The sequence below is a fragment of the Nocardia sp. CC213A genome (assembly GCF_030766805.1).
In the GTDB taxonomy this organism is placed as follows: domain Bacteria; phylum Actinomycetota; class Actinomycetes; order Mycobacteriales; family Mycobacteriaceae; genus Nocardia; species Nocardia otitidiscaviarum.
In genome coordinates, this window is record NZ_JASFXA010000029.1 from 1 (window position 1) to 19,816 (window position 19,816).

Here is a 19,816-nt window from a genome sequence, read left to right on the forward strand (position 1 = left end):
CCTCGCCGCCACCCGCCTGGATGCCGGATGCGCCTGCGTGGTGGGCCTGAATATCCGCGGCACCCTCGACCAACTGCGAAAGCTGGCCGCCCACAGCGATATCCGCGCGATCGAGGCCCTCCCCGCCGATGCGGGCGGCGGCACCTACGCCCTCGTCCCGCTGCTCCCGCGACACCGGGACCACGTCGTCCCCGGCCCCGATGACGGTCCGGTCCCCGAGAACTGACCGGTCGGCCACGAGACCGCGCCGTCACCGGCATCGCGCGGTGGTGACCGTTGCGCGCGCAGCCTCGCCGATCCGTCCGACCATGTGGGCTCGGCGCGCCTCCGCCGTTCGGGCGCTGGCCAAGGGCGGTGCGCGCCCCGAGGTCTCAGGGGCGTACGCGCCTCGAGGCCTCAGGGGTGGCGGGCTAGCATCGGCGCGGGAGGTAGCGCATGAGAGCTCAGGGCAACCCGCATCCACCGCCGTGGGTTCCGGTCACGGTGGTGGCGTCCGAACCGATTCGCCTGCGGCACGGGAGCGCGCCGATGCTGGTCGAGTTCGCGCCCGGTCTGCGGTTCGATCTGCGGCCCGGGGAGAATCGGATCATGTTGCCCGTCGGGCGGTTTCGCGCGCGGCTGTGGTCGCGATACGCGTTGTGGTCGGTCGGCCGGGCGGTGCTCGATATCGACACCACGCGTGGTCCGGTGTGGCTCTACTACGCCGCCCCGCGCACGATCTACAGCGACGGGGCCGCCGACTTCCGGGAGTGCGAGCGACCGGGCGCGGGCATGTACGCGGCGATTATCGCCGCCGCCGTGCTGATTCCGCTCACCATCGTCCTGGTCGCGGTGTTGCAGCGCTGACCGGCGGGCACCGGGACGGGGCGGTGTCGGAGTGCTGTGACACAGTGGGGTGGAACTCGGATTCGCCAGTGGAGGTTGGGGTTATGGATTTGACCGCGCGGCAGGCCGATCGGGCGGCGGGGGTGTTGCTGGGGACGGCGGCGGGGGACGCGTTGGGGGCCGGATACGAGTTCACCCATCCGGGGCCGGATGTGGTCGTGCACATGAAGGGCGGCGGGACCTTTCGCTGGGAGCCGGGGGAGTGGACCGACGACACCGCCATGGCGGTCGCGGTGGCCCGGGCGGCGGCCGAGGCGGGGAATCTGCACGAGGAGGCCGGGCTCGACGCGGTGGCGGCCGAATTCGTGGCGTGGTGGGACGCGCGGCCCAAGGACATCGGGAATCAGACGCGGGCGGTGCTCGAATGGCGCGGCGGCACCGCCCGCGACATGCGCGTCCGCGCCCACACCCTGGAAGGGTTGAAGGCGGGCAACGGCTCGCTCATGCGGACCGCGCCGGTGGCGCTGGCCTACCTCGACGATGCCGAGAACTGCGTGCTGGCGGCGCGGATGGTGTCCTCGCTCACCCACTACGACCCGCACGCCATGGACGCGTGCGCGCTGTGGACGCTGGCCATCCGGCACGCGGTGCTGCACGGCACCTACGACGGTGTGCGCGAGGCGCTGTCGGTCGTGGACGCCGACTTCTGGGGGCCGCTGCTGGACAAGGCCGAACACGGCACCCCGGCGGACTTCGCCGAGAACGGCTGGGTGGTGCACGCCCTGCAAACCGCCTGGTGGGCCATTACCCACGACGAAACGCTGCCGGGCGCATTGGAATTGGCGGTGCGCGCGGGTGGTGACACCGATACCACCGCCGCCATCGCGGGCGGTCTGCTGGGCGCCCGCCACGGCGCCGCCGCCATTCCGGAGCACTGGCGCACCGTCCTGCACGGCTATCCGGGCTATACCGCCGCCGATCTGCTGACCCTGACCGAACGCGTCGTCACGCGCTGAACCGACGTCAATCCGGCAGGCGCACGACCCCGTCCAGATAGCGGCGGCACCGACCGGTCAGCTGCACCCGGTCGCCGGTGAGCGTGCAGCCCAGGGTGCCGCCCCGGGGCGAGAGCTGTCGCGCGGTGAGGGCGGTGCGGCCCAGATCGGCACTCCAGATCGGGGTGAGCTGGGCGTGCGCCGACCCGGTGACCGGATCCTCGGGTACGCCGACTCCGGGGGCGAAGAAGCGGGAGACGAAGTCGACCGATTCGCCCGCGGCGGTGACGATCACCCCGCGGTGCAGGCTGGGGAAGGCCGCGAAGTTCGGATGTGCTTCGCGCACTTCGAGTTCCGAGGTGACCATGAGCACGATATCGGTGCCGTCCAGGGCACGGATGGGCCGCACCCCGATGGCCTTGGCCAGTGCGCGCGGGATCTCCGCGGTCAGATCGAGTTCCCGGGACGCGACGGCGGGCAGGTCCATGACGAGACCGCCGTCGGCGGCGCGGTCCACCCGCAGCCACCCGCTGCGGGTGTAGAAGTGCACGCGGTCGGAGCCGGGATGCATATCCTCCAGGATCTGCGCGGCCGTCGCGAGCGTGGCGTGTCCGCACAGGTCCACCTCCACGGCCGGGGTGAACCAGCGCAGGTGGAACGCGGGCGCGTTATCCGGCGCGCCCCCGGCCTCCGGTGGTAGCGCCGAGGTGTAGAAGGCGGTTTCGGCGAGGTTGTTCTCCTCGGCGAGCCGCTGCAGCAGGTCGTCCGGCAGCCACGACAGCAGCGGCATGACCGCGGCCGGATTGCCGGAGAAGGGGGCGTCGACGAACGCGTCGATCTGATGCAGGAGAACCTCCATGCCGCCCAAAGTACCCCGCCGATTCAATGACGACCTGGCACAAGGGCGTTCACGGCGAGCCGAACCATGCGACCAGTTCGTCGGTGCGGCCGCCGCGAATACCGTCCGGCTCAGACCTTCTCACCCGGCGCGGCCGGCAGCAGCGGATGCGCCTCACCGCGCAGCCGCGCGCTGACCCACCAGGCCAGCTCCACCAGCACGATGCCGATCCCGCCGAGGACGAAGGCCGTCGTGGTCAGCGTGACGTTGGAGGGGTCCAGCTTGAAGAACTCTCGAGTGAAGGGCACCGAGAACAGGATGAGGTAGCCGGTGACGGAGCCGCCGATGAGCAGCACCTTCCACCACACCCACGGGCGGGCCACGATGGCCAGCACCCAGACCGCGATGATCAGCAGGGTGATGAGCGCGGTCGTCCCGGCCTGCACCTTCGCCGTCTCGCTCGCGTCCGGTCCCTCGTAGGCGAGCAGATAGGCGATGAAGGTCATGACACCGATCACCACGCCGGACGGAATCGCCAGGCGCATCACGCGTCCCACGAATCCGGTGCGGGCCCGCTCGTTGTTCGGCGCGAGCGACAGGATGAACGCCGGGATGCCGATGGTGAACCAGGCCGCGATCGTGACATGTCGCGGCAGGAAGGGATAGCCGATGGACTCGTAGTCGAAGATCTGCGAGCCCACCCCCGCGATACCGATGAGGAAGGCCAGTACCACCGAGTACACGGTCTTGGTGAGGAACAGATTCGAGACGCGCTCGATATTGCCGATCACCCGGCGGCCCTCACCCACCACGTACGGCAGGGTGGCGAACTTGTTGTCCAGCAGCACGATCTGGGCCACCGCGCGGGTGGCCGGGCTGCCCGCGCCCATGGCCACGCCGATATCGGAATCCTTCAGCGCCAGTACGTCGTTCACGCCGTCACCGGTCATGGCGACGGTATGGCCGCGCGATTGCAGCGCGGAAACCATGGCGCGCTTCTGATCCGGACGCACCCGGCCGAAGGTGGTCTGCTGCTCGAGCACGTCGGCGAGCTGGTCGCGATCCTCGGGCAGCTTGCGGGCGTCCACGGCGTGCTCGCCGCCGGTCAGCCCCAGCGAGGACGCCACCGCGCCCACCGAGACGGCGTTGTCGCCGGAGATCACCTTGATGTCGACGTGCTGGGAGGCGAAGTAGTCCAGGGTGTCCCGGGCGTCGGGGCGCACCTTCTGCTCCAGCACCACCAGCGCCGCCGCGGTCACCGCACCGGGCGCGTCGGCGGCGTCCACCGGCCGGTCGCTGCGCGCCAGCAGCAGCACGCGCAGGCCCTGCGCGCCGATTTCCTGTGCGGTGGCGGCGGTTTCGGATTCCGGGTCGAGCAGTACGTCGGGCGCGCCGAGCAGCCAGTTGCCGTGCTCGCCGTAGGAGAAGCCGCTCCATTTCTTGGCCGAAGAGAACGGGGCGACCCCGGTGGGCCGCCAGCCGGGGGTGTCCGGCAGCGCCTCTTTGATGGCCAGCACGCTGGCATTGGGCCGCGGATCGTCGGCGGCCATGGCGGCCAGCACCCGCTTCAGCTCGTCATCGCCGTTGGCCCCTGTTCCGTTGGCACCAGCGCCGTTGCTCCCCGTGCCGGTGTCCGCACCGACCGGCCGGATCTCGGCCAGGCGCATACCGTTCTCGGTGAGGGTGCCGGTCTTGTCCGCGCACACCACGTCCACGCGGGCCAGGCCTTCGATGGCGGGTAGCTCCTGCACCAGGCATTTGCGCCGTCCCAACCGCACCACGCCCACCGCGAAGGCGATGGAGGTCATCAGCACCAGGCCCTCGGGCACCATGGGCACCAGGGCCGCCACCATGCCGTTGACCGCGGGCCGCCACGACTCCCCGCTGGAGACCAGCTGGTTGTAGATGGACAGCAGACCCGCCGGGATCAGCAGGTAGGTAATGACTTTCAGGATGGTGTTGATGCCGTTGCGCAGTTCGGAGTTCACCAGCGTGAACTTGCTGGCCTCCTCGGCCAGTTTGGCGGCGTAGGCGTCCTTGCCGACCTTGGTGGCCCGGTACGCCCCGCTGCCGGACACCACGAAGCTTCCGGACATGACCGGTGCGCCGATCGCCTTGTCGATCGGGTCGGCCTCACCGGTGAGCAGTGACTCGTCGACCTCGAGCAGTTCGGATTCGACCACCTCGCCGTCCACCACGATCTGGTCGCCGGGCCCGAGTTCGATGATGTCGTCGAGCACCACCTCCTGCGGCGCGATCTCGGCGGCGGCGCCGTCGCGGCGTACCACCGGTTTGGCCTGGCCGACGATGGCCAGATTGTCCAGGGTCTTCTTGGCCCGGACCTCCTGGATGATGCCGACCGCGCTGTTGGCCACGATGAGCAGGCCGAACATGCCGTCGATGATCGAGCCGGTCGCCATCACCAGGATGAACAGCACACCCAGGATGGCGTTGATGCGGGTGAAGACGTTTGCCCGCACGATATCGCGCACCGAACGGCTGGCGCGCTCGGGCACGTCATTGGTCAAACCGTCCCGGCGGCGCTGCTCGACCTCTGCGGAGGTGAGACCCAGCGCGGGCGGGCTCTCGGGAGCCTGCGCGGTGATCGACATGCCGACAAGCCTAGAACGCCCGGGCGAATTTGCCCGTGCGCACGGGTCCGCCAGCGCGTGCACGCGGGAATCGGTGATCGTCTTCCCGCGCTCGCTCACCGACGACGAGTGTGGCGGGCGCCCCCGCACATCCGGCCGCCGTGTGACCCCGGCCGTCCTGGTCCACACCACGCGCTGCTGCCGCGGCGAATCCGCTCGCGTGATCGTCTCGGGGCGGGTGATCGACCTACGAGTGTGCGGTCGCTCCGGCACGTCGCACCACCGCGTGGTCCTCGCTGCGGGTGGTCGCGCCGCGCGGGCCGCGACCGGTCGCCGCGGACGGGCGGTTTCGATCATCCGATGATCCGGGTAATCCAGATGATTCGGGGTCGTTGCTGAGGCTAACGTTGAGCAAGTGGCGAGCGGACAGGTATCGGAACCGGGTTCGGGCGCCGACGCGCTCGGGGCGAACCCCGAGGTGACGTCGGTCGACACGGCTGCCGTGGCGCGCACCGCACGCGGCCGGGATCTCGGCGTCTTCTTCGGCGGTGGCGCCTATCTGTGCTGGGGGTTGTTCCCGGCCTTCTTCGGACTGCTCGCCTTCGCCGGACCGGTGGAGGTGCTTGCCGAGCGGATTCTGTGGACCCTGGTGGTGTCACTCACCCTGCTGGCGGTCGCGGGGCGCCTGCGTGAACTGCGCGCGATCAGTGCGCGCACCTGGCGCATGGCCGCGGCCGCGTCGGCCGCCATCTCCCTCAACTGGGGCGTCTACGTCGGCGGCGTGCTCTCCGGGCACGTGGTGGAATGCGCCCTCGGCTACTTCATCAATCCGCTGGTGACGGTCGCGTTCGGGGTGGTGATCTTCCGGGAGCGGCTGCGGCCCGCGCAGTGGGTGGCGCTCGGGCTCGGCGCGGCGGCCGTGGTGGTGCTGACCGTGGACTACGGGCGGCCGCCCTGGATCGCGCTGGTGCTCGCCTGCTCCTTCGCCACCTACGGACTGGTCAAGAAGGTGATTCGGCTGGAACCGCTGCCGGGACTGGCGGCCGAGGGTCTGGTCGCCGCGCCCTTCGCGGTGACCGCGGTGATCGTGCTCGGGGTGACCGGTCAGGCCGCTATCGGATCGAGCGTCCCGCATACCGCGCTGCTCATGGCCACCGGTCCGGTGACCCTGGTGCCGCTGCTGCTGTTCGCCCTGGCGGCGCAGCGGGTGCCACTGTCCACGATGGGAATCCTGCAGTACATCACGCCGGGCCTCCAGTTGGCCTGGGGCGTATTCGTGGTGCACGAGGACATGCCGCCGTCGCGGTGGGCCGGTTTCGCGCTCATCTGGGTGGCGCTGGCGATCTTCACCGCCGATGCCGTGCGGCGTTCGCGCCGGGGTGCGTGATCACTTGAACGAGCCGATCCCGTTGCGTTAGCTTGGGTCTCGTGGCGGTGCTCCCGTTGGTCGACTTGTACCGGCCCGGGGTCGGGACCGTCACGAGTACAGGAGTAATCCTTTGCCCATCCAATTCGATCACACCATCGTCGGCTGTACCGACAAACGAGTATCCGCGGAATTCTGGGCGGACATTCTGGGTCTGGAGGTGGGTGCCCCGGTCGGGCACTTCATTCCGATCCGGGCCGAGAACGGGGTCACCTTCGACTTCGCCGACGTCCCGCCCGATATCCCCACCGGGATTCAACCGCAGCACTACGCCTTTCTGGTCTCGGAGGCGGAGTTCGACGCCGCTTACGAGAAGCTCGAGCGGTACCGGATCACCTACTGGGCCGATCCGCGCGGTCAGCACGAAGGCGAGATCAATCACAACGACGGTGGTCGCGGCATCTACTTCCAGGATCCGAACGGCCACTATATGGAATTGATCACCGTGCCGTACGGCGGTTGGCCCGACCGGGACTAGTCCGCAACCGCTGTCGATCCGGCGGCCGCACCCGCGCCCGGGTGCGGCCGCCGCACGTCGGGGGCCTGGGCGACGCCGCCGACGCCACGGCAGCCGAAGGACGGGGCTCGCACATTCCGTGCAAACCCGCGAAATGTGCGTTGTGCGCATTGTGCTCGCCACCCGATACGAACCCGCCGGTCTGCCTACACTGGCGCGGTGAGTGTGTTCGGCCGTCGTACCCGACCCTTCGTGGGTGAGGTGCGGCTGCGGACGCAGATCGTATTGCTCCAGGTAGTGGTTGTCACGCTGACCTTGGGTATTGCGTTCGGCATGTTCGCCTACGTCAGCAACGAGCGACTGTCCGGCGAGTACGGGCAGCGTGCGCTGGCGATCGCCCGCACCGTCGCCTCGGAGCCGGCGCTGCGCGATCAGGTGTACCGCTACTCGCTGGCAACCTCACTGCCGGGTGATGAGATGGAGACCGAACTCGCGGCCGGGCCGGTGCAGCGCATCGCCGGGGACGCCCGCGCCCGCACCGGCGCGCTGTTCGTGGTGGTGACCGACGAGGCCGGGATCCGGCTCGCGCATCCGGATTCGACGCGGCTGGGGGAGCGGGTCAGCACCGACCCCTCCGGCGCGCTCGCGGGCCGCGAGGTGGTGATTCAGGAGCACGGCACGCTGGGCGAGTCGGTGCGCGCGAAGGTTCCGGTGCTGCAACCGGGGAGCGCCCACGTCGTCGGGGAGGTGAGCGTCGGCATCTCCACGGCGGCGGTGCACGATCAACTTCTGGGCGACCTGCGCCGGGCCGGACTGCTGGCGGGTGGCGCGCTGCTGGCCGGGGTGCTCGGCTCGATGCTGCTGGCCCGCCGCTGGCACGGACTCACGCTCGGTCTGGAACCGCGCGAGCTGGCCGAACTGGTGCGCGAACAGGATGCGGTGCTGCACGGCATCGGGGAGGGCGTGGTGGCGGCCGATACCGCCTGGCGGGTCACCGTGGTGAATGAGGAAGCGCGGCGACTGCTCGGCATCACCGGCGAAACCGGTTGTGCCGTCGATGAACTCGGCCTCACTCCACGGGTGCTCGAGGTCTTCCGGGCCGCCGACGGGGTACCGGTGCAGGCCATGGTGGGCGATCGCATCGTGGTGGTGACCGCGCGGGTGGTGCGCCGCGACGGGCGCTGCCTCGGCGCGGTGCTGAGCGCGCGCGACCGCACCGATATCGAATCGCTGACCCGCCAACTCGACGCGGTCCGCTCCATGAGCACCGTCCTGCGCGCCCAGCGCCACGAATTCGCCAACCGGCTGCACCTGATCTCGGGGCTGCTGCACACCGATCGGCCCGCGGCGGCGGCGCAGTACATCGACGACCTGCTCGGGTCCGGACCGCTCGGCGCGGCGCTGCCCGGCATGGACGCCGTCCACGACCCCTATCTGCAGGCCTTCCTCGCCGCCAAGGCCGCGCACGCCCGCGAAAGCGGGGTCACCCTGCGCCTGGGCCCCAATACCTGGATAGACGGCAATCTCGCCGTGCCCGTGGACGTCACCACCGTCCTGGGCAACCTGCTCGACAACGCCATCGAGGCGGCGCGCACCGGCGAACCGCCCGCCGTGGTGGAAGTGGAACTGGTCCAAGAGGATTCGACCCTGCACCTCACCGTCGCCGACAGCGGCTCCGGCGTCCCGCCCGCCCTTGCCGACGCCATCTTCACCGAGGGCGTCTCCACCCGCCCCGACTCCGGCCTCCCCGGCGGCCGCGGCATCGGCCTCGCCCTCGCCCGCCAACTGGCCCGCGCCCACGGCGGCGACATCCGCCTCGCCTCCCCCGGCGGCGCTGCCGCGACACCGAGGGCGGAATCCGAACCACTCCCCGACACACCCGCCAGCCACCCCGCCGAACACGGCAAGCCCTCCCGCGGCGATTCCCCACGCCGCGACACTCCGCCCCATGCCGGCACCACCGGCGATGGTGTGGCAGGTGCGCACGTGCCCGGTGCTGCTGCTCCCGTCGGCGCCGATGAGCCGGGAGATCGCGGCACTGCGCTCGGCGCGGGGCTGTCCGGCGGGTTCGAGCGTGGCGACATCGAACCCAGTTCGGGGGCAAGCCCCTTGGCGGAGACCGGAGCGGGGTCCGTGCGCTTCGGGCCACCCGCCGCGGCGGCGGAGGCGCACCATGCGGTGGCTGGCGAAGCGGTGGCTGGTCCGGTCCGGGCCAGTGGCGCGGTGATCGGCGGGGGCGCGGCAGGTGCCGATGAGCCGGGAGATCGCGGCACTGCGCTCGGCGCGGGGCGGTCCGGCGGGTTCGAGCGTGGTGACACCGAATCCGGTTCGGGCGCGAGTCGGTCGACGGAGACCGGAGCGGGGTCCGCGCGCTTCGGGCCGCCCGCCGCGGTGGCGAAGGCGCACCATGCCGTGTCGGGCGATGCCCGGGTCCGCGACGTGGAGCAAGGCGCATCAGCGCGTCGCGGGAGTCGGTGCGTCGATGCCGGAGCGGTTGGTGCCGGGCCGGTTGGTGCCGTGGCCGGTGCCGCCGAGTCGGGTGCCGCTGTATCCGATGTCAGCGCGGCGGGGAGGTTGCGGGGGGCCGAGTTCATCGCCCGGATGCCGGGTGTGCTGGTGAGAGGAGATGTGGCGTGGGCCGAGACGATGTGAATGTGCTCGTCGTGGACGACGACTTCCGGGTGGCGAACCTGCATTCCGGGATCGTCACGGCGCTACCGGGATTCACGGTGGGCGCGACCGCCACCACGCTCGCCGCGGCGCGGGCGGCGATCGCCGCGCACAGCTTCGATCTGGCCCTGGTGGACGTGTACCTGCCGGACGGTTCGGGGATCGACCTGGTGCGCGAGATCCACTTCGACGCCATGGTGCTCACGGCGGCGACCGAGGCCGAGACCGTGCGCGCCGCGCTCAGCGCGGGTGCGCTCGGGTACCTGGTGAAACCGTTCGACCACACCGCCCTGGCCGCCCGCCTGGCCGGTTATGCCCGGTACCGCCGCATCCTCTCCGCCACCGAGGTGACCGCCCGCGAGGTGGACGCCGCCCTCGAGGCGCTGCGTCCGACGCCGCCGACCGCTCCGGCCGCGGCGGCCTCCTCGACCACCCGGGAGCTGGTCCTGGACGCGGTGCGGGTCGCCGCCTCCCCGCTCTCGGCCGCCGAGGTCTCCACCGTCACCGGCGTCTCGCGCGCCACCGCCCAGCGGTACCTGGCCCTGCTCGTCGCCTCCGGTGAGGTCCGCATGCAGTTGCGCTACGGCAGCACCGGCCGCCCGGAACAGGAGTACATCGCCATCCGGGGCGCCACCGCGTAGCACGACGGAGGAGACCGCACTGCCGCGCGCGGACTATCACCACGCCGCGCTGGACCTCGCGATCGTCGCCGCGAGTCGCTCGGGCTCCGGGGCGTGCTCTCCGCCCGCCGCGATCGCCCCGCCGGAGTCGGCGACAACGGGTACCCTGCTCCGAAACTTTTGTATTTCAATAGTTGGGAATCACGCTCATGCGCAACCGCTTCCGCATCGCCGCCCTGACCTTCGCCCTGGCCGCCGCCTCCTTCGCCACCATCGCCCCGGCCACAGCCGTCCCCCTGACCCCCGCCGAGCCGACACTCCCGGTGGCCCCGCACACCGCCGAACCGGTCGGCTTCGCCTGCATCCTCATCTACCCCACCCCGCCCGAATGCGCACTGGCCTCCCTCTCCGCGGGCCTGTCCGCACAGTGACGGGCTCGTCGCCCCGACCATTCCTGCCCTGCCCACCCGCGCGTACCCCCCGGTCCGCGGGCTCAGCGCCGTCATCGGGCGCGGCCGCGCTCAGTTCGACACAGCCACGCCCAGCGACAGCGCGCCGTAGGGCCGGGGCGCTCCCTCCTGATAGAAGCGGTCCACCTCGCGGAGTTCGAATCCGGCCGTGGTCAACAGTTCCGCGATATCGCGGTTGAGATGGCACCCGCCCGCCACTGTCTTCTGGATCGGGTTGAGGCGATGCTGCCAGGTCTGGACGCCGGGATCGGGAGCCAGTCCGTGTTCGACGAAGTGCAGCGTGCCGCCGGGCAGCAGCACCCGCCGCACCTCGGCCAGCGCCGCCAGCACATCCGGGATGGTGCACAGCGTCCACGTGGACAGCGCGGAGTCGAAGGTGTTGTCGGCGAAGGGAAGCCGCTGCCCGTCGAGTCCCGAGCGCTCCACCGGGACGGGTGCGGCCGCCACCCGCCCCGCCGCCATCCGCCAGCCCAGATCCGCGGGTTCGACGGCGCTCACCGACTCCACCGCGCTCGGATAGAGCGGCACATTGCGGCCGGAGCCGAACCCGATCTCGACCACCCGCCCGCGCAGGTCGGCGCAGGCCCGCTCGCGCAGCGGATCCAGCGCCCGCATACCGCAGGTGAGGTCGACGAGGCGGGGGAGGATGCGGTCTTCGTAGATACCCACGTCCTCACTCTCCCAAGGTCGGGGCCCGGCCGCCAGTGCCGAAACCGCCGAACCGCGACTCAGCGCGGCGGCATTCGCTCGGTGAGCCAGTTCGACAGATAGTCGAGTACGGCCGGGTCCATGGTGGCCTCGATGGCCGCGTACTCGTCGGGCGTGCCCTTGTCGGCCGGCTGTAGCAGATGGTTGAGCCCGTCGAAGGTGTGGACGGTGGCATCCGGATTGTCCGCCAGCAGATTTCGCATGGGCCCTTCGTTCTGAGCGGCGGGCACCTGGAGATCCTTGCCGCCGTACACGGCCAGGGTCGGCACCCGCAGCGCCGAGAGTGCCGGGGCGGGATCGTAATTCAGCAGCGCCGCCATATACGGGCTCGCCATCTGGGCCGCCGCCTCCTCCGGTGAGCGCTCGTCCTCCGGGAGGCTGTTGTTGTGTTCGATCACGTACCGGCGGGCCGCTTCCAGGTCGCCGGTGCGGACGATGGCGATCAGCCCCGTCACGAAGCCGACCTGCTCGCTGATCTCCTCCGGTGTCGCCCCCTGGGCGGCCATGATGAGCCGGTTCTGCTCCAGCAGCACCTCCGAGCCCGGCACCGCCGGACCGGCCAGCAGGATCGTGAACGCCACCCTGCTGTCGGGGCGTGCCGCGGCCAGGGGCGCGAGGTAGCCGCCCTCGCTGTGGCCGAGCAGTCCGATGCGGTCGGCGTCGATATCGTCGCGGCCGCGCAGGTAGTTCAGCCCGGCGATGATGTCGTCGGTCAGTTCCTGGTAGGTGGCGTGTTCCAGATTGCCGCCGGTTCCGCCGACGCCGCGGTCGTCGGTGCGCAGCACGGCGTATCCGGCGCGGGTGAGGGTATCGGCGAGCAGCAGGAACGGCTTGTGCCCGAGCAGGGTTTCGTCGCGGTCCTGCGGTCCGCTGCCGGTGATCAGCACGACGGTCGGGAACGGTCCGGTGCCCTCGGGCCGGGAGAGCGTCCCGGCGATGGTGATCTCACCGCTGGGGTAGGACACCTCTTCGGTGGCGTACGGGAACGGCGGTTCCGGTTCCTGCGGGCGCGGCGGCCCCTCGACCCGGCCGCGGGTCAGATTCAGCGGAAACTGTTCTCCGCCTTGGCTGAACTTGCCCTCGATGGTGTCGCTGTCGCGGTTGTAGGTCCCCTCGAACTTCGGGTCGCCTGGGACGTCCGGAATGCTGAAGGTGACCTTGTCCGGATCGGCGCTCACCCCGGTCAGCGGTGCCGCGGCCACGCCCTGCTCCGGAATGTCGACGGTGGCCTCGCCGTCGTTGGCGAAGTTCACCCCGATGGCGAGCTGCCGGCCGGGGAGTTCGATACTGCCGTGCCAGTCACCGCTCACCTGTTCGGGTGTCGGTGTGGCGTCATCCTTTCCGCATCCGGCCGCCACCAGGGCGACCACGGCGGACAGGATCAGCAGGAGTGACCGCAGCGTGCGCATACCTCACCCTACGCATGTCCGGAACGCGGCCGCTTCGGTTACGCGCCGATAACCGGTCGGACACCGTGGATAACCACTCGGACGTCCGACATAACAGGGCGGGTTCCGTCGTTGCCGCCGTCGGTCGGGCGTCCGTACCGTGGACGGTGTGAGCAATGTCGCTTCCCTCCCCGGTGCCGCATCCCTTCCCGCTGGTGTCGGCGGTTATGCCGCCGCCGAATTCATCCCTCTGGTACGTACTTTCGCGAGGATCATGGGCGGCAGACCGGGTGCGGGAGGTGGGCTGGCCGTGCACCGGCACGGCGAGCCCCTGGTCGACATCTGGATCGGCGACGGCGAAACCGGCCGTCCGTGGGGTCCGGAGACCGGCAGCATCGTGTTCTCCGCGACCAAGGGCATCGCGGCCACGGTGATCCATCGCCTCGCCGACCGCGGACTCATCGACTACGCCGCACCGGTCGCCGAGTACTGGCCCGAATTCGGGGCCAACGGCAAGGACCGGATCACGGTGCGGCAGCTGCTGTCCCATCGCGCCGGACTGTCCGGGCTGCCCGCCATCGCGCGCGGGCTCGACGAGGTGCTCGACCACCGGCTCATGGAGGAGCGGCTGGCCGCGGCGAAACCCGACCACCTGCTGGGTGTTCCGACCTATCACGCCCTCACCTTCGGCTGGCTGTGCGGCGGGCTGGCCCGCTCCGTCACCGGTCGCGGCATGGCCGAGCTGTTCCGTACCGAGGTCGCCGAGCCGCTCGGCACCGACGGCATCCATCTGGGCCGCCCGGCCCCGGGCTCGGCCACCCGGGTCGCCGCGGTGGCGGGCTCGCGCCTGGAACTGGTCGGCGCGCCCTATGCCGCCATGGCGCTCGGCCGGGCCTACGGCATTCCGGGCGCGGCGGGCGCGGCCGCCCGCGCGCTGTTCCTCCCGGGGCTGGAGGCGCTGCTCGACGGTGACGATCCGCCGATCCTGGCGACCGAACTGGCCGCGGGCAACGGCGTCTGCACCGCGTCCGGGCTGGCCACCCTCTACGGCGCGCTGGCCGACGGCGGCATGGTGAACGGCCGCCGCTATCTCTCCCAGCGGACCGTCAAGGCGCTGTGCAAGGTGGAGAGCTACCGGCTCGACCACGCCCTGTTCTACATCCCGATGCTGTGGCGGATGGGCTATCACTCGCTGCCCATGCCGGGTGCGCGCGCGGGCTTCGGGCATATCGGACTGGGCGGCTCCTTCGGCTGGGCCGACCCGCGCTCGGGCCTCTCGGTCGGCTTCGTGCACAACCGGCTCGGCGTGGGCACCCTCAGCGCCGACCAGCTGGCCTCGGCCTGGGTGCTGCCGCTGGCGGTGCGCGGGGCGCGGGCCGCGGCCCGGCGCGCGATCCCGAGCACCACCCGCCGCGCCGCCTGATCGCGGCGCGCCGGTCCGGACCGGCGACGCCCGCCGCGACCGTTCCGGGACTCGCGATTCCCCCTGCGCCTACGAGTCCCGGAGCCCGCACCCCCCGCGCCCGAACCCGCGGGGGGTGCACATTCTCGGCGGAAATCCATGCGTAGCGGCGGTTTCCGTGATCTCCACCACGACACGCCGCGCGGCACGCCGTATCACCAGTCGCGACGTGTGGCGGAGTCAAAACCTGTCGGAGGGGACGCTTAGTATGTCTGCGTGTCAGCCTCGTCGGGTTCCTTCGTGCATCTCCACAACCACACCGAGTACTCGATGCTCGACGGCGCGGCGAAGATCACGCCACTGTTCAAGGAAGCGCATCGCCTCGGCATGTCCGCTGTCGGCATGACCGACCACGGCAATATGTACGGCGCGTCGGAGTTCTACAACACCGCCGTCAAACAGGGCATCAAGCCGATCATCGGCATCGAGGCGTACATCGCGCCCGAATCCCGCTTCAACACCAAGCGCGTGCAGTGGGGCGATCCGTCGCAGAAGAGCGACGACGTCTCCGGTTCGGGCGCCTACACCCATATGACCATGGTCGCGGAGAACGCGACCGGTCTGCGCAACCTGTTCAAGCTGTCGTCGCTGGCCTCCATCGAGGGCCAGCTCGGCAAGTGGGCGCGCATGGACGCCGAGATCATCGCCGAGCACGCCGCGGGCATCATCGCCACGACCGGGTGCCCCTCCGGCGAGGTGCAGACCCGGCTGCGCCTCGGCCAGGAGCGCGAGGCGCTGGAGGCCGCGGCCAAATGGCAGGAGATCTTCGGCCCGGAGAACTTCTTCCTCGAGATCATGGACCACGGCCTGTCCATCGAGCGCCGGGTGCGCGAGGGCCTGCTCATGGTCGGCGAGAAACTGGGCATTCCGCCGCTGGCCACCAACGACTGCCACTACGTGCACGAGTCCGACTCGGCCAACCACGAGGCGCTGCTGTGCATCCAGACCGGCAAGACGCTCTCGGATCCGACCCGCTTCAAATTCGACGGCTCCGGCTACTACCTCAAGTCGGCCGACGAGATGCGTGCCCTCTGGGATGCCGAAGTGCCCGGGGCCTGCGACAACACGGTGCTCATCGGTGAGCGGGTGCAGTCCTACGAGGAAGTCTGGGCGCACCGCGACCGGATGCCGGTCTTCCCGGTGCCCGAGGGCGAGACACAGGCCAGCTGGCTGCACAAGGAGGTCATGCGCGGCCTGGAGTGGCGCTTCCCGAAGGGGGTGCCGCAGGAGTACGTCGACCGCGCGAAGTTCGAGCTCGACGTCATCATCCAGATGGGCTTCCCGGCCTACTTCCTGGTGGTCGGCGACCTGATCAAGTACGCCCGCTCGGTCGGCATCTACGTCGGCCCGGGTCGTGGTTCGGCGGCGGGCTCGCTGGTCGCCTTCGCCATGGGCATCACCAATATCGACCCCATCCCGCACGGGCTGCTGTTCGAGCGCTTCCTCAATCCCGAGCGCGTGTCCATGCCCGATATCGATATCGACTTCGACGATCGCCGTCGCGGTGAGATGGTCCGCTACGCCACCGAGAAGTGGGGCAGCGACAAGGTCGCCCAGGTGATCACCTTCGGCACCATTAAGACCAAGGCCGCGCTGAAGGACTCCGCGCGCGTCCAGTTCGGCCAGCCCGGCTTCGCCATCGCCGACCAGATCTCCAAGGCGCTGCCGCCGCCGATCATGGCCAAGGACATTCCGCTCGCGGGCATCATGGATCCCGAGCACGAGCGGTACAAGGAGGCCGCCGAGGTCCGGGAGCTCATCAACACCAACCCGGACGTCAACAAGATCTACGAGACCGCGCGCGGCCTCGAGGGCCTGATCCGCAACGCCGGTGTGCACGCCTGCGCGGTCATCATGTCCAGCGAGCCGCTCACCGACGCCATCCCGGTGTGGAAGCGGCCCCAGGACGGGGCCATCATCACCGGCTGGGACTACCCCAGCTGTGAGGCCATCGGCCTGCTGAAGATGGACTTCCTGGGCCTGCGCAACCTCACCGTCATCGGTGACGCCCTGGAGAACATCAAGGCCAACCGCGGGATCGACATCGACCTCGACACCCTGGCGCTGGAGGACACGGCCACCTACGAACTCCTCGCCCGCGGCGACACCCTCGGCGTCTTCCAGCTCGACGGCGGGGCCATGCGCGATCTGCTGCGGCGCATGCAGCCCACCGGCTTCGAGGACATCGTGGCCGTGCTGGCGCTGTACCGTCCCGGCCCCATGGGCATGAACGCCCACAACGACTACGCCGACCGCAAGAACGGGCGGCAAGAGGTCAAACCCATCCATCCGGAGCTCGAGGAGCCCCTGAAGGACATTCTGCGCGACACCTACGGCCTGATCGTGTATCAGGAGCAGATCATGCAGATCGCGCAGAAGGTGGCCGGGTACTCGCTCGGTCGAGCCGATATTCTGCGCCGCGCCATGGGCAAGAAGAAGGCCGAGGTGCTCGAGGCCGAGTTCGAAGGCTTCGAGAAGGGCATGCTGGAGAACGGCTTCAGCAAGCCCGCCATCAAGGCGCTGTGGGACACGATTCTCCCGTTCGCCGGGTACGCGTTCAACAAATCGCACGCCGCGGGCTACGGTCTGGTGTCCTTCTGGACCGCCTACCTCAAGGCCAACTATCCCGCCGAGTACATGGCGGGTCTGCTCACCTCCGTGGGCGACGACAAGGACAAGGCCGCCGTCTACCTCGCCGACTGCCGCCGCCTGGGCATCCAGGTGCTGCCACCGGACGTCAACGAGTCCGAGATGGAATTCGCCTCGGTGGGCAACGACATCCGCTTCGGCCTGGGCGCGGTGCGCAATGTCGGCGCGAACGTGGTGGCCTCGATCATCGCCGCGCGCAAGGAGAAGTCGAAGTTCACCGACTTCTCCGACTACCTCAACAAGATCGACGCCATCGCCTGCACCAAGAAGGTCACCGAATCTCTGATCAAGGCGGGCGCTTTCGATTCGCTGGGGCATCCGCGCAAGGGCCTGCTGGTGGTGCACTCCGATGCCATCGACGCGGTGATGTCCACCAAGAAGGCCGAGGCCATGGGCCAGTTCGACCTCTTCGGCGGACTCGACGACGGCGACGACTCGGTGGCCAGCGTCTTCAATGTGAAGGTGCCCGACGAGGAGTGGGAGACCAAGCACAAACTCGCCCTGGAGCGGGAGATGCTGGGCCTGTACGTGTCCGGGCATCCGCTCAACGGCGTCGAACACGTGCTCGCGGCGCAGTCGGACACCCAGATCCCGGCCATTCTGGAGGGTGAGGTCAAGGACGGCGCACAGGTCACCATCGGCGGCATCTTCGCCAATGTCACCCGCCGCGTGAACAAGAACGGCCTGCCCTGGGCGTCGGCGCAACTGGAGGATCTCACCGGTGGTATCGAGGTGCTGTTCTTCCCGCAGTCCTACTCGGTCTTCGGCATGGATGTCACCGAGGACGCCATCGTGCTGGTGAAGGCGCGCGTCTCCGCCCGCGACGACCGGGTCTCGCTCATTGCCAACGACCTGGTGGTGCCGGATCTGTCGGCCATCGGCGTGGAGAAGCCGCTGTCGGTGACCATTCCGACCCGCCTGTGCACGCCGGAGAAGATCGGCAAGCTCAAGCGCGTGCTGACCAGCCATCCCGGCACCGCCGACGTGCATATCCGCCACGTCGGCTCCCGCGACCGCACCACGGTGCTGAAAGTGGCGGACAATCTGCGGGTTTCGCCGTCCTCGGCACTCATGGGCGATCTCAAGGCGCTGCTGGGTCCGGGCTGCCTGACCGGCTGATCGGCGTATCGGTACGGCCGGTCACAGCCAGGTGGGGTCGCCGAACACCCCGCCGGAGTCGTCCACCAGCGTCGAGGTCACCTGCATGTACGAGTAGCTGCGGATACTGACCGGACCGGTGCAGCTGTTGACGATGATGTGGAAGTCCCGGGTGATGGCCCACGCGGTATCGCCCGGGACGACCTGCTTCTCGGTGAGCTTCACCTCCTTGACCTCGCCGGGGGCGAGGGTCGCGGTGAGCACCGGGGCCACATAGGTCTGAATGCCGGTCTGGCCGTTGAGGTAGGGGATGGGGTTGGTGCCGCCGGTGCCGACATCGGGCAGGACATCGTCGGGGTAGATGCTCGAATTGAGCCCCAGCGCACCGTTGTTCAGATTCACCGCGCAGCCGACGTGGTATCCGGCGACCAGCGTGCCCGTGGCGCCGCCGTCGATGCGGCCGTAGAAGGTATTGCTGACCAATGCCTCACGGGTGGTGCCCACCTGGTTCAGCGGCGGAATCCGATGGACCGACTCGTCCTTGTGTCCGACGGTGAAACTGCCGATCGGTGAGGCGAACACCCGCTCGTGCGGGGGCAGGGCTTCGATATCGGCCCGCGCCACGGGGGCGCCGAGGACCGCGCTGACGGTCAGAGCGAAACAGATGATCCCTGAGCGTGCGACCACCCCACGCAAGGTAGTAGCCGAACGGTATCAAGCCAGGTAGGACACGCTGACCGGGGCGGAATCGTAATCAGCCGCGGGCGCGGCCGACCAGCCAGCGAATGCTCGCGACAGTGGCGGCGGTGAGGACGGCGAGCTGGAGCGATCCGGTGATGAGGGCGAGGACCAGGCCGATCATCAGGGCGGCGGCGAGGGCCTCGAGTTTGTACACCGGCCAGGCCGAGCCCGCGATATCCACGGTCGCGCCGTGGGAGCGCGCCATGCGCGTCGGGTGAACCACTGCCATGTGCTCAGGGTACCCGGCGGTGAAAGTTCGGCCAAGCGAACTTCTTGTCGGGAACATAACAGGACCACCGGCTGTTTGCTCGTGCATGCCACTAACCGGAGAGTACGAACCCAGCACATCCGATTGGGCCCGTGAACAGGCCGAGAAGTATGAGGCATCCAACGGGGCCGAGGGCAACACCATGCAGGGCAAGCCCATCGTCCTGCTGACCACGCGGGGCGCGAAGTCCGGCAAACTCCGCAAGACCCCGCTCATGCGGGTGGAACACAATGGTGAGTACGCGGTCGTCGCCTCGCTCGGCGGCGCGCCGAAGCATCCCGTCTGGTACTGGAACATCAAGGCCGATCCGCACGTCGAATTGCGCGACGGCGCGGTGGTGAAGGATTACGACGCCCGTGAGGTCTTCGGTGACGAGCGGGAACAGTGGTGGCAGCGCGCCGCCGAGGTGTGGCCCGACTACAACGAGTACACCAAGAAGACCGACCGGGTGATCCCGGTCTTCGTGCTGACCCCGCGCTGAGCGAACTCGCACATCCCCCGATTGCCGCCCGGGTACGTGGACTGGACCACGCGCCCGGGCGGTTCGTCGTTTCCAGCGGTGATCGCGCGCGGTTTCCCGGCGGTGATCGCGTGCGCTTGGACCGGTCGC

Annotated in this window: 16 protein-coding genes and 1 pseudogene; 11 read left to right on the plus strand and 6 right to left on the minus strand. The window is 69.6% G+C overall.

What is annotated here, in order from left to right; all coding sequences use genetic code 11:
* The 3 genes and pseudogenes from QJS31_RS34540 to QJS31_RS34550 form a co-directional block, all read left to right on the plus strand.
* Nucleotides 1-226, plus strand: a pseudogene (locus tag QJS31_RS34540) (hypothetical protein); the annotation flags it as partial.
* Between the two features lie 209 nt (nt 227-435).
* A complete protein-coding gene (locus tag QJS31_RS34545; protein WP_306358784.1) occupies nt 436-846 on the plus strand; it encodes a hypothetical protein in 411 nt (136 codons plus the stop codon).
* A gap of 83 nt (nt 847-929) precedes the next feature.
* Nucleotides 930-1,841, plus strand: coding sequence for an ADP-ribosylglycohydrolase family protein (locus QJS31_RS34550; protein WP_306358785.1), 912 nt, complete (start codon nt 930-932; stop codon nt 1,839-1,841).
* Between the two features lie 7 nt (nt 1,842-1,848).
* On the opposite strand, the gene QJS31_RS34555 is transcribed toward QJS31_RS34550, so the two are convergent.
* Together QJS31_RS34555 and QJS31_RS34560 are read right to left on the minus strand one after the other, a co-directional pair.
* Nucleotides 1,849-2,679 (minus strand): PhzF family phenazine biosynthesis protein, encoded by an 831-nt coding sequence (locus QJS31_RS34555; protein ID WP_282785383.1) that lies wholly within the window; start codon nt 2,677-2,679, stop codon nt 1,849-1,851.
* Nucleotides 2,680-2,789: 110 nt separating this feature from the next.
* Nucleotides 2,790-5,270, minus strand: coding sequence for an HAD-IC family P-type ATPase (locus QJS31_RS34560; protein WP_282785382.1), 2,481 nt, complete (start codon nt 5,268-5,270; stop codon nt 2,790-2,792).
* Nucleotides 5,271-5,751: 481 nt separating this feature from the next.
* Here QJS31_RS34560 and rarD point away from each other — a divergent pair, with 481 nt between their 5' ends.
* The 5 genes from rarD (at nt 5,752) to QJS31_RS34585 (ending at nt 10,853) form a co-directional block, all read left to right on the plus strand.
* On the plus strand, nt 5,752-6,636 hold the full coding sequence (gene rarD / locus QJS31_RS34565) for an EamA family transporter RarD (protein WP_282785386.1): 885 nt from the start codon (nt 5,752-5,754) through the stop codon (nt 6,634-6,636).
* Nucleotides 6,637-6,748: 112 nt separating this feature from the next.
* Complete coding sequence (locus QJS31_RS34570) at nt 6,749-7,153, plus strand: VOC family protein (RefSeq protein WP_306358786.1); 405 nt, start codon at nt 6,749-6,751, stop codon at nt 7,151-7,153.
* Between the two features lie 240 nt (nt 7,154-7,393).
* Complete coding sequence (locus tag QJS31_RS34575) at nt 7,394-9,784, plus strand: ATP-binding protein (RefSeq protein ID WP_306358802.1); 2,391 nt, start codon at nt 7,394-7,396, stop codon at nt 9,782-9,784.
* Nucleotides 9,766-10,443 carry a response regulator gene (locus QJS31_RS34580; RefSeq protein WP_143980320.1) on the plus strand — a complete coding sequence of 226 codons (678 nt, stop codon included), beginning with the start codon at nt 9,766-9,768 and terminating at the stop codon, nt 10,441-10,443. The genes QJS31_RS34575 and QJS31_RS34580 overlap by 19 nt, the downstream gene beginning before the upstream one ends.
* A gap of 173 nt (nt 10,444-10,616) precedes the next feature.
* Nucleotides 10,617-10,853 (plus strand): hypothetical protein, encoded by a 237-nt coding sequence (locus tag QJS31_RS34585; protein ID WP_282785551.1) that lies wholly within the window; start codon nt 10,617-10,619, stop codon nt 10,851-10,853.
* A 90-nt stretch (nt 10,854-10,943) separates the two neighbouring features.
* Here QJS31_RS34585 and QJS31_RS34590 read toward each other — a convergent pair whose 3' ends face one another.
* On the minus strand, nt 10,944-11,561 hold the full coding sequence (locus QJS31_RS34590; protein ID WP_282785550.1) for a class I SAM-dependent methyltransferase: 618 nt from the start codon (nt 11,559-11,561) through the stop codon (nt 10,944-10,946).
* A gap of 59 nt (nt 11,562-11,620) precedes the next feature.
* Nucleotides 11,621-13,009 carry a S9 family peptidase gene (locus tag QJS31_RS34595; protein WP_282785549.1) on the minus strand — a complete coding sequence of 463 codons (1,389 nt, stop codon included), beginning with the start codon at nt 13,007-13,009 and terminating at the stop codon, nt 11,621-11,623.
* Nucleotides 13,010-13,157: 148 nt separating this feature from the next.
* On the opposite strand from QJS31_RS34595, the gene QJS31_RS34600 reads away from it, so the two are divergent.
* Entirely contained in the window at nt 13,158-14,411 is a 1,254-nt protein-coding gene (locus tag QJS31_RS34600) for a serine hydrolase domain-containing protein (protein WP_306358787.1), read from the plus strand.
* 255 nt (nt 14,412-14,666) lie between these two features.
* Nucleotides 14,667-18,218 (plus strand): DNA polymerase III subunit alpha, encoded by a 3,552-nt coding sequence (dnaE, locus tag QJS31_RS34605; protein ID WP_306358788.1) that lies wholly within the window; start codon nt 14,667-14,669, stop codon nt 18,216-18,218.
* Between the two features lie 21 nt (nt 18,219-18,239).
* Here the strand turns inward: dnaE and QJS31_RS34610 are convergent, their stop codons facing one another.
* Both QJS31_RS34610 and QJS31_RS34615 read right to left on the minus strand, forming a co-directional pair.
* The gene (locus QJS31_RS34610; RefSeq protein ID WP_282782870.1) at nt 18,240-18,884 is read right to left on the minus strand and encodes an MspA family porin; all 645 of its coding nucleotides are present in this window, start codon (nt 18,882-18,884) and stop codon (nt 18,240-18,242) included.
* Between the two features lie 67 nt (nt 18,885-18,951).
* The gene (locus QJS31_RS34615) at nt 18,952-19,167 is read right to left on the minus strand and encodes a hypothetical protein (protein ID WP_039812548.1); all 216 of its coding nucleotides are present in this window, start codon (nt 19,165-19,167) and stop codon (nt 18,952-18,954) included.
* A gap of 85 nt (nt 19,168-19,252) precedes the next feature.
* Between QJS31_RS34615 and QJS31_RS34620 the strand changes: the two genes are divergently transcribed.
* On the plus strand, nt 19,253-19,687 hold the full coding sequence (locus QJS31_RS34620; RefSeq protein ID WP_282782873.1) for a nitroreductase family deazaflavin-dependent oxidoreductase: 435 nt from the start codon (nt 19,253-19,255) through the stop codon (nt 19,685-19,687).
* Nucleotides 19,688-19,816: the final 129 nt, after the last annotated feature.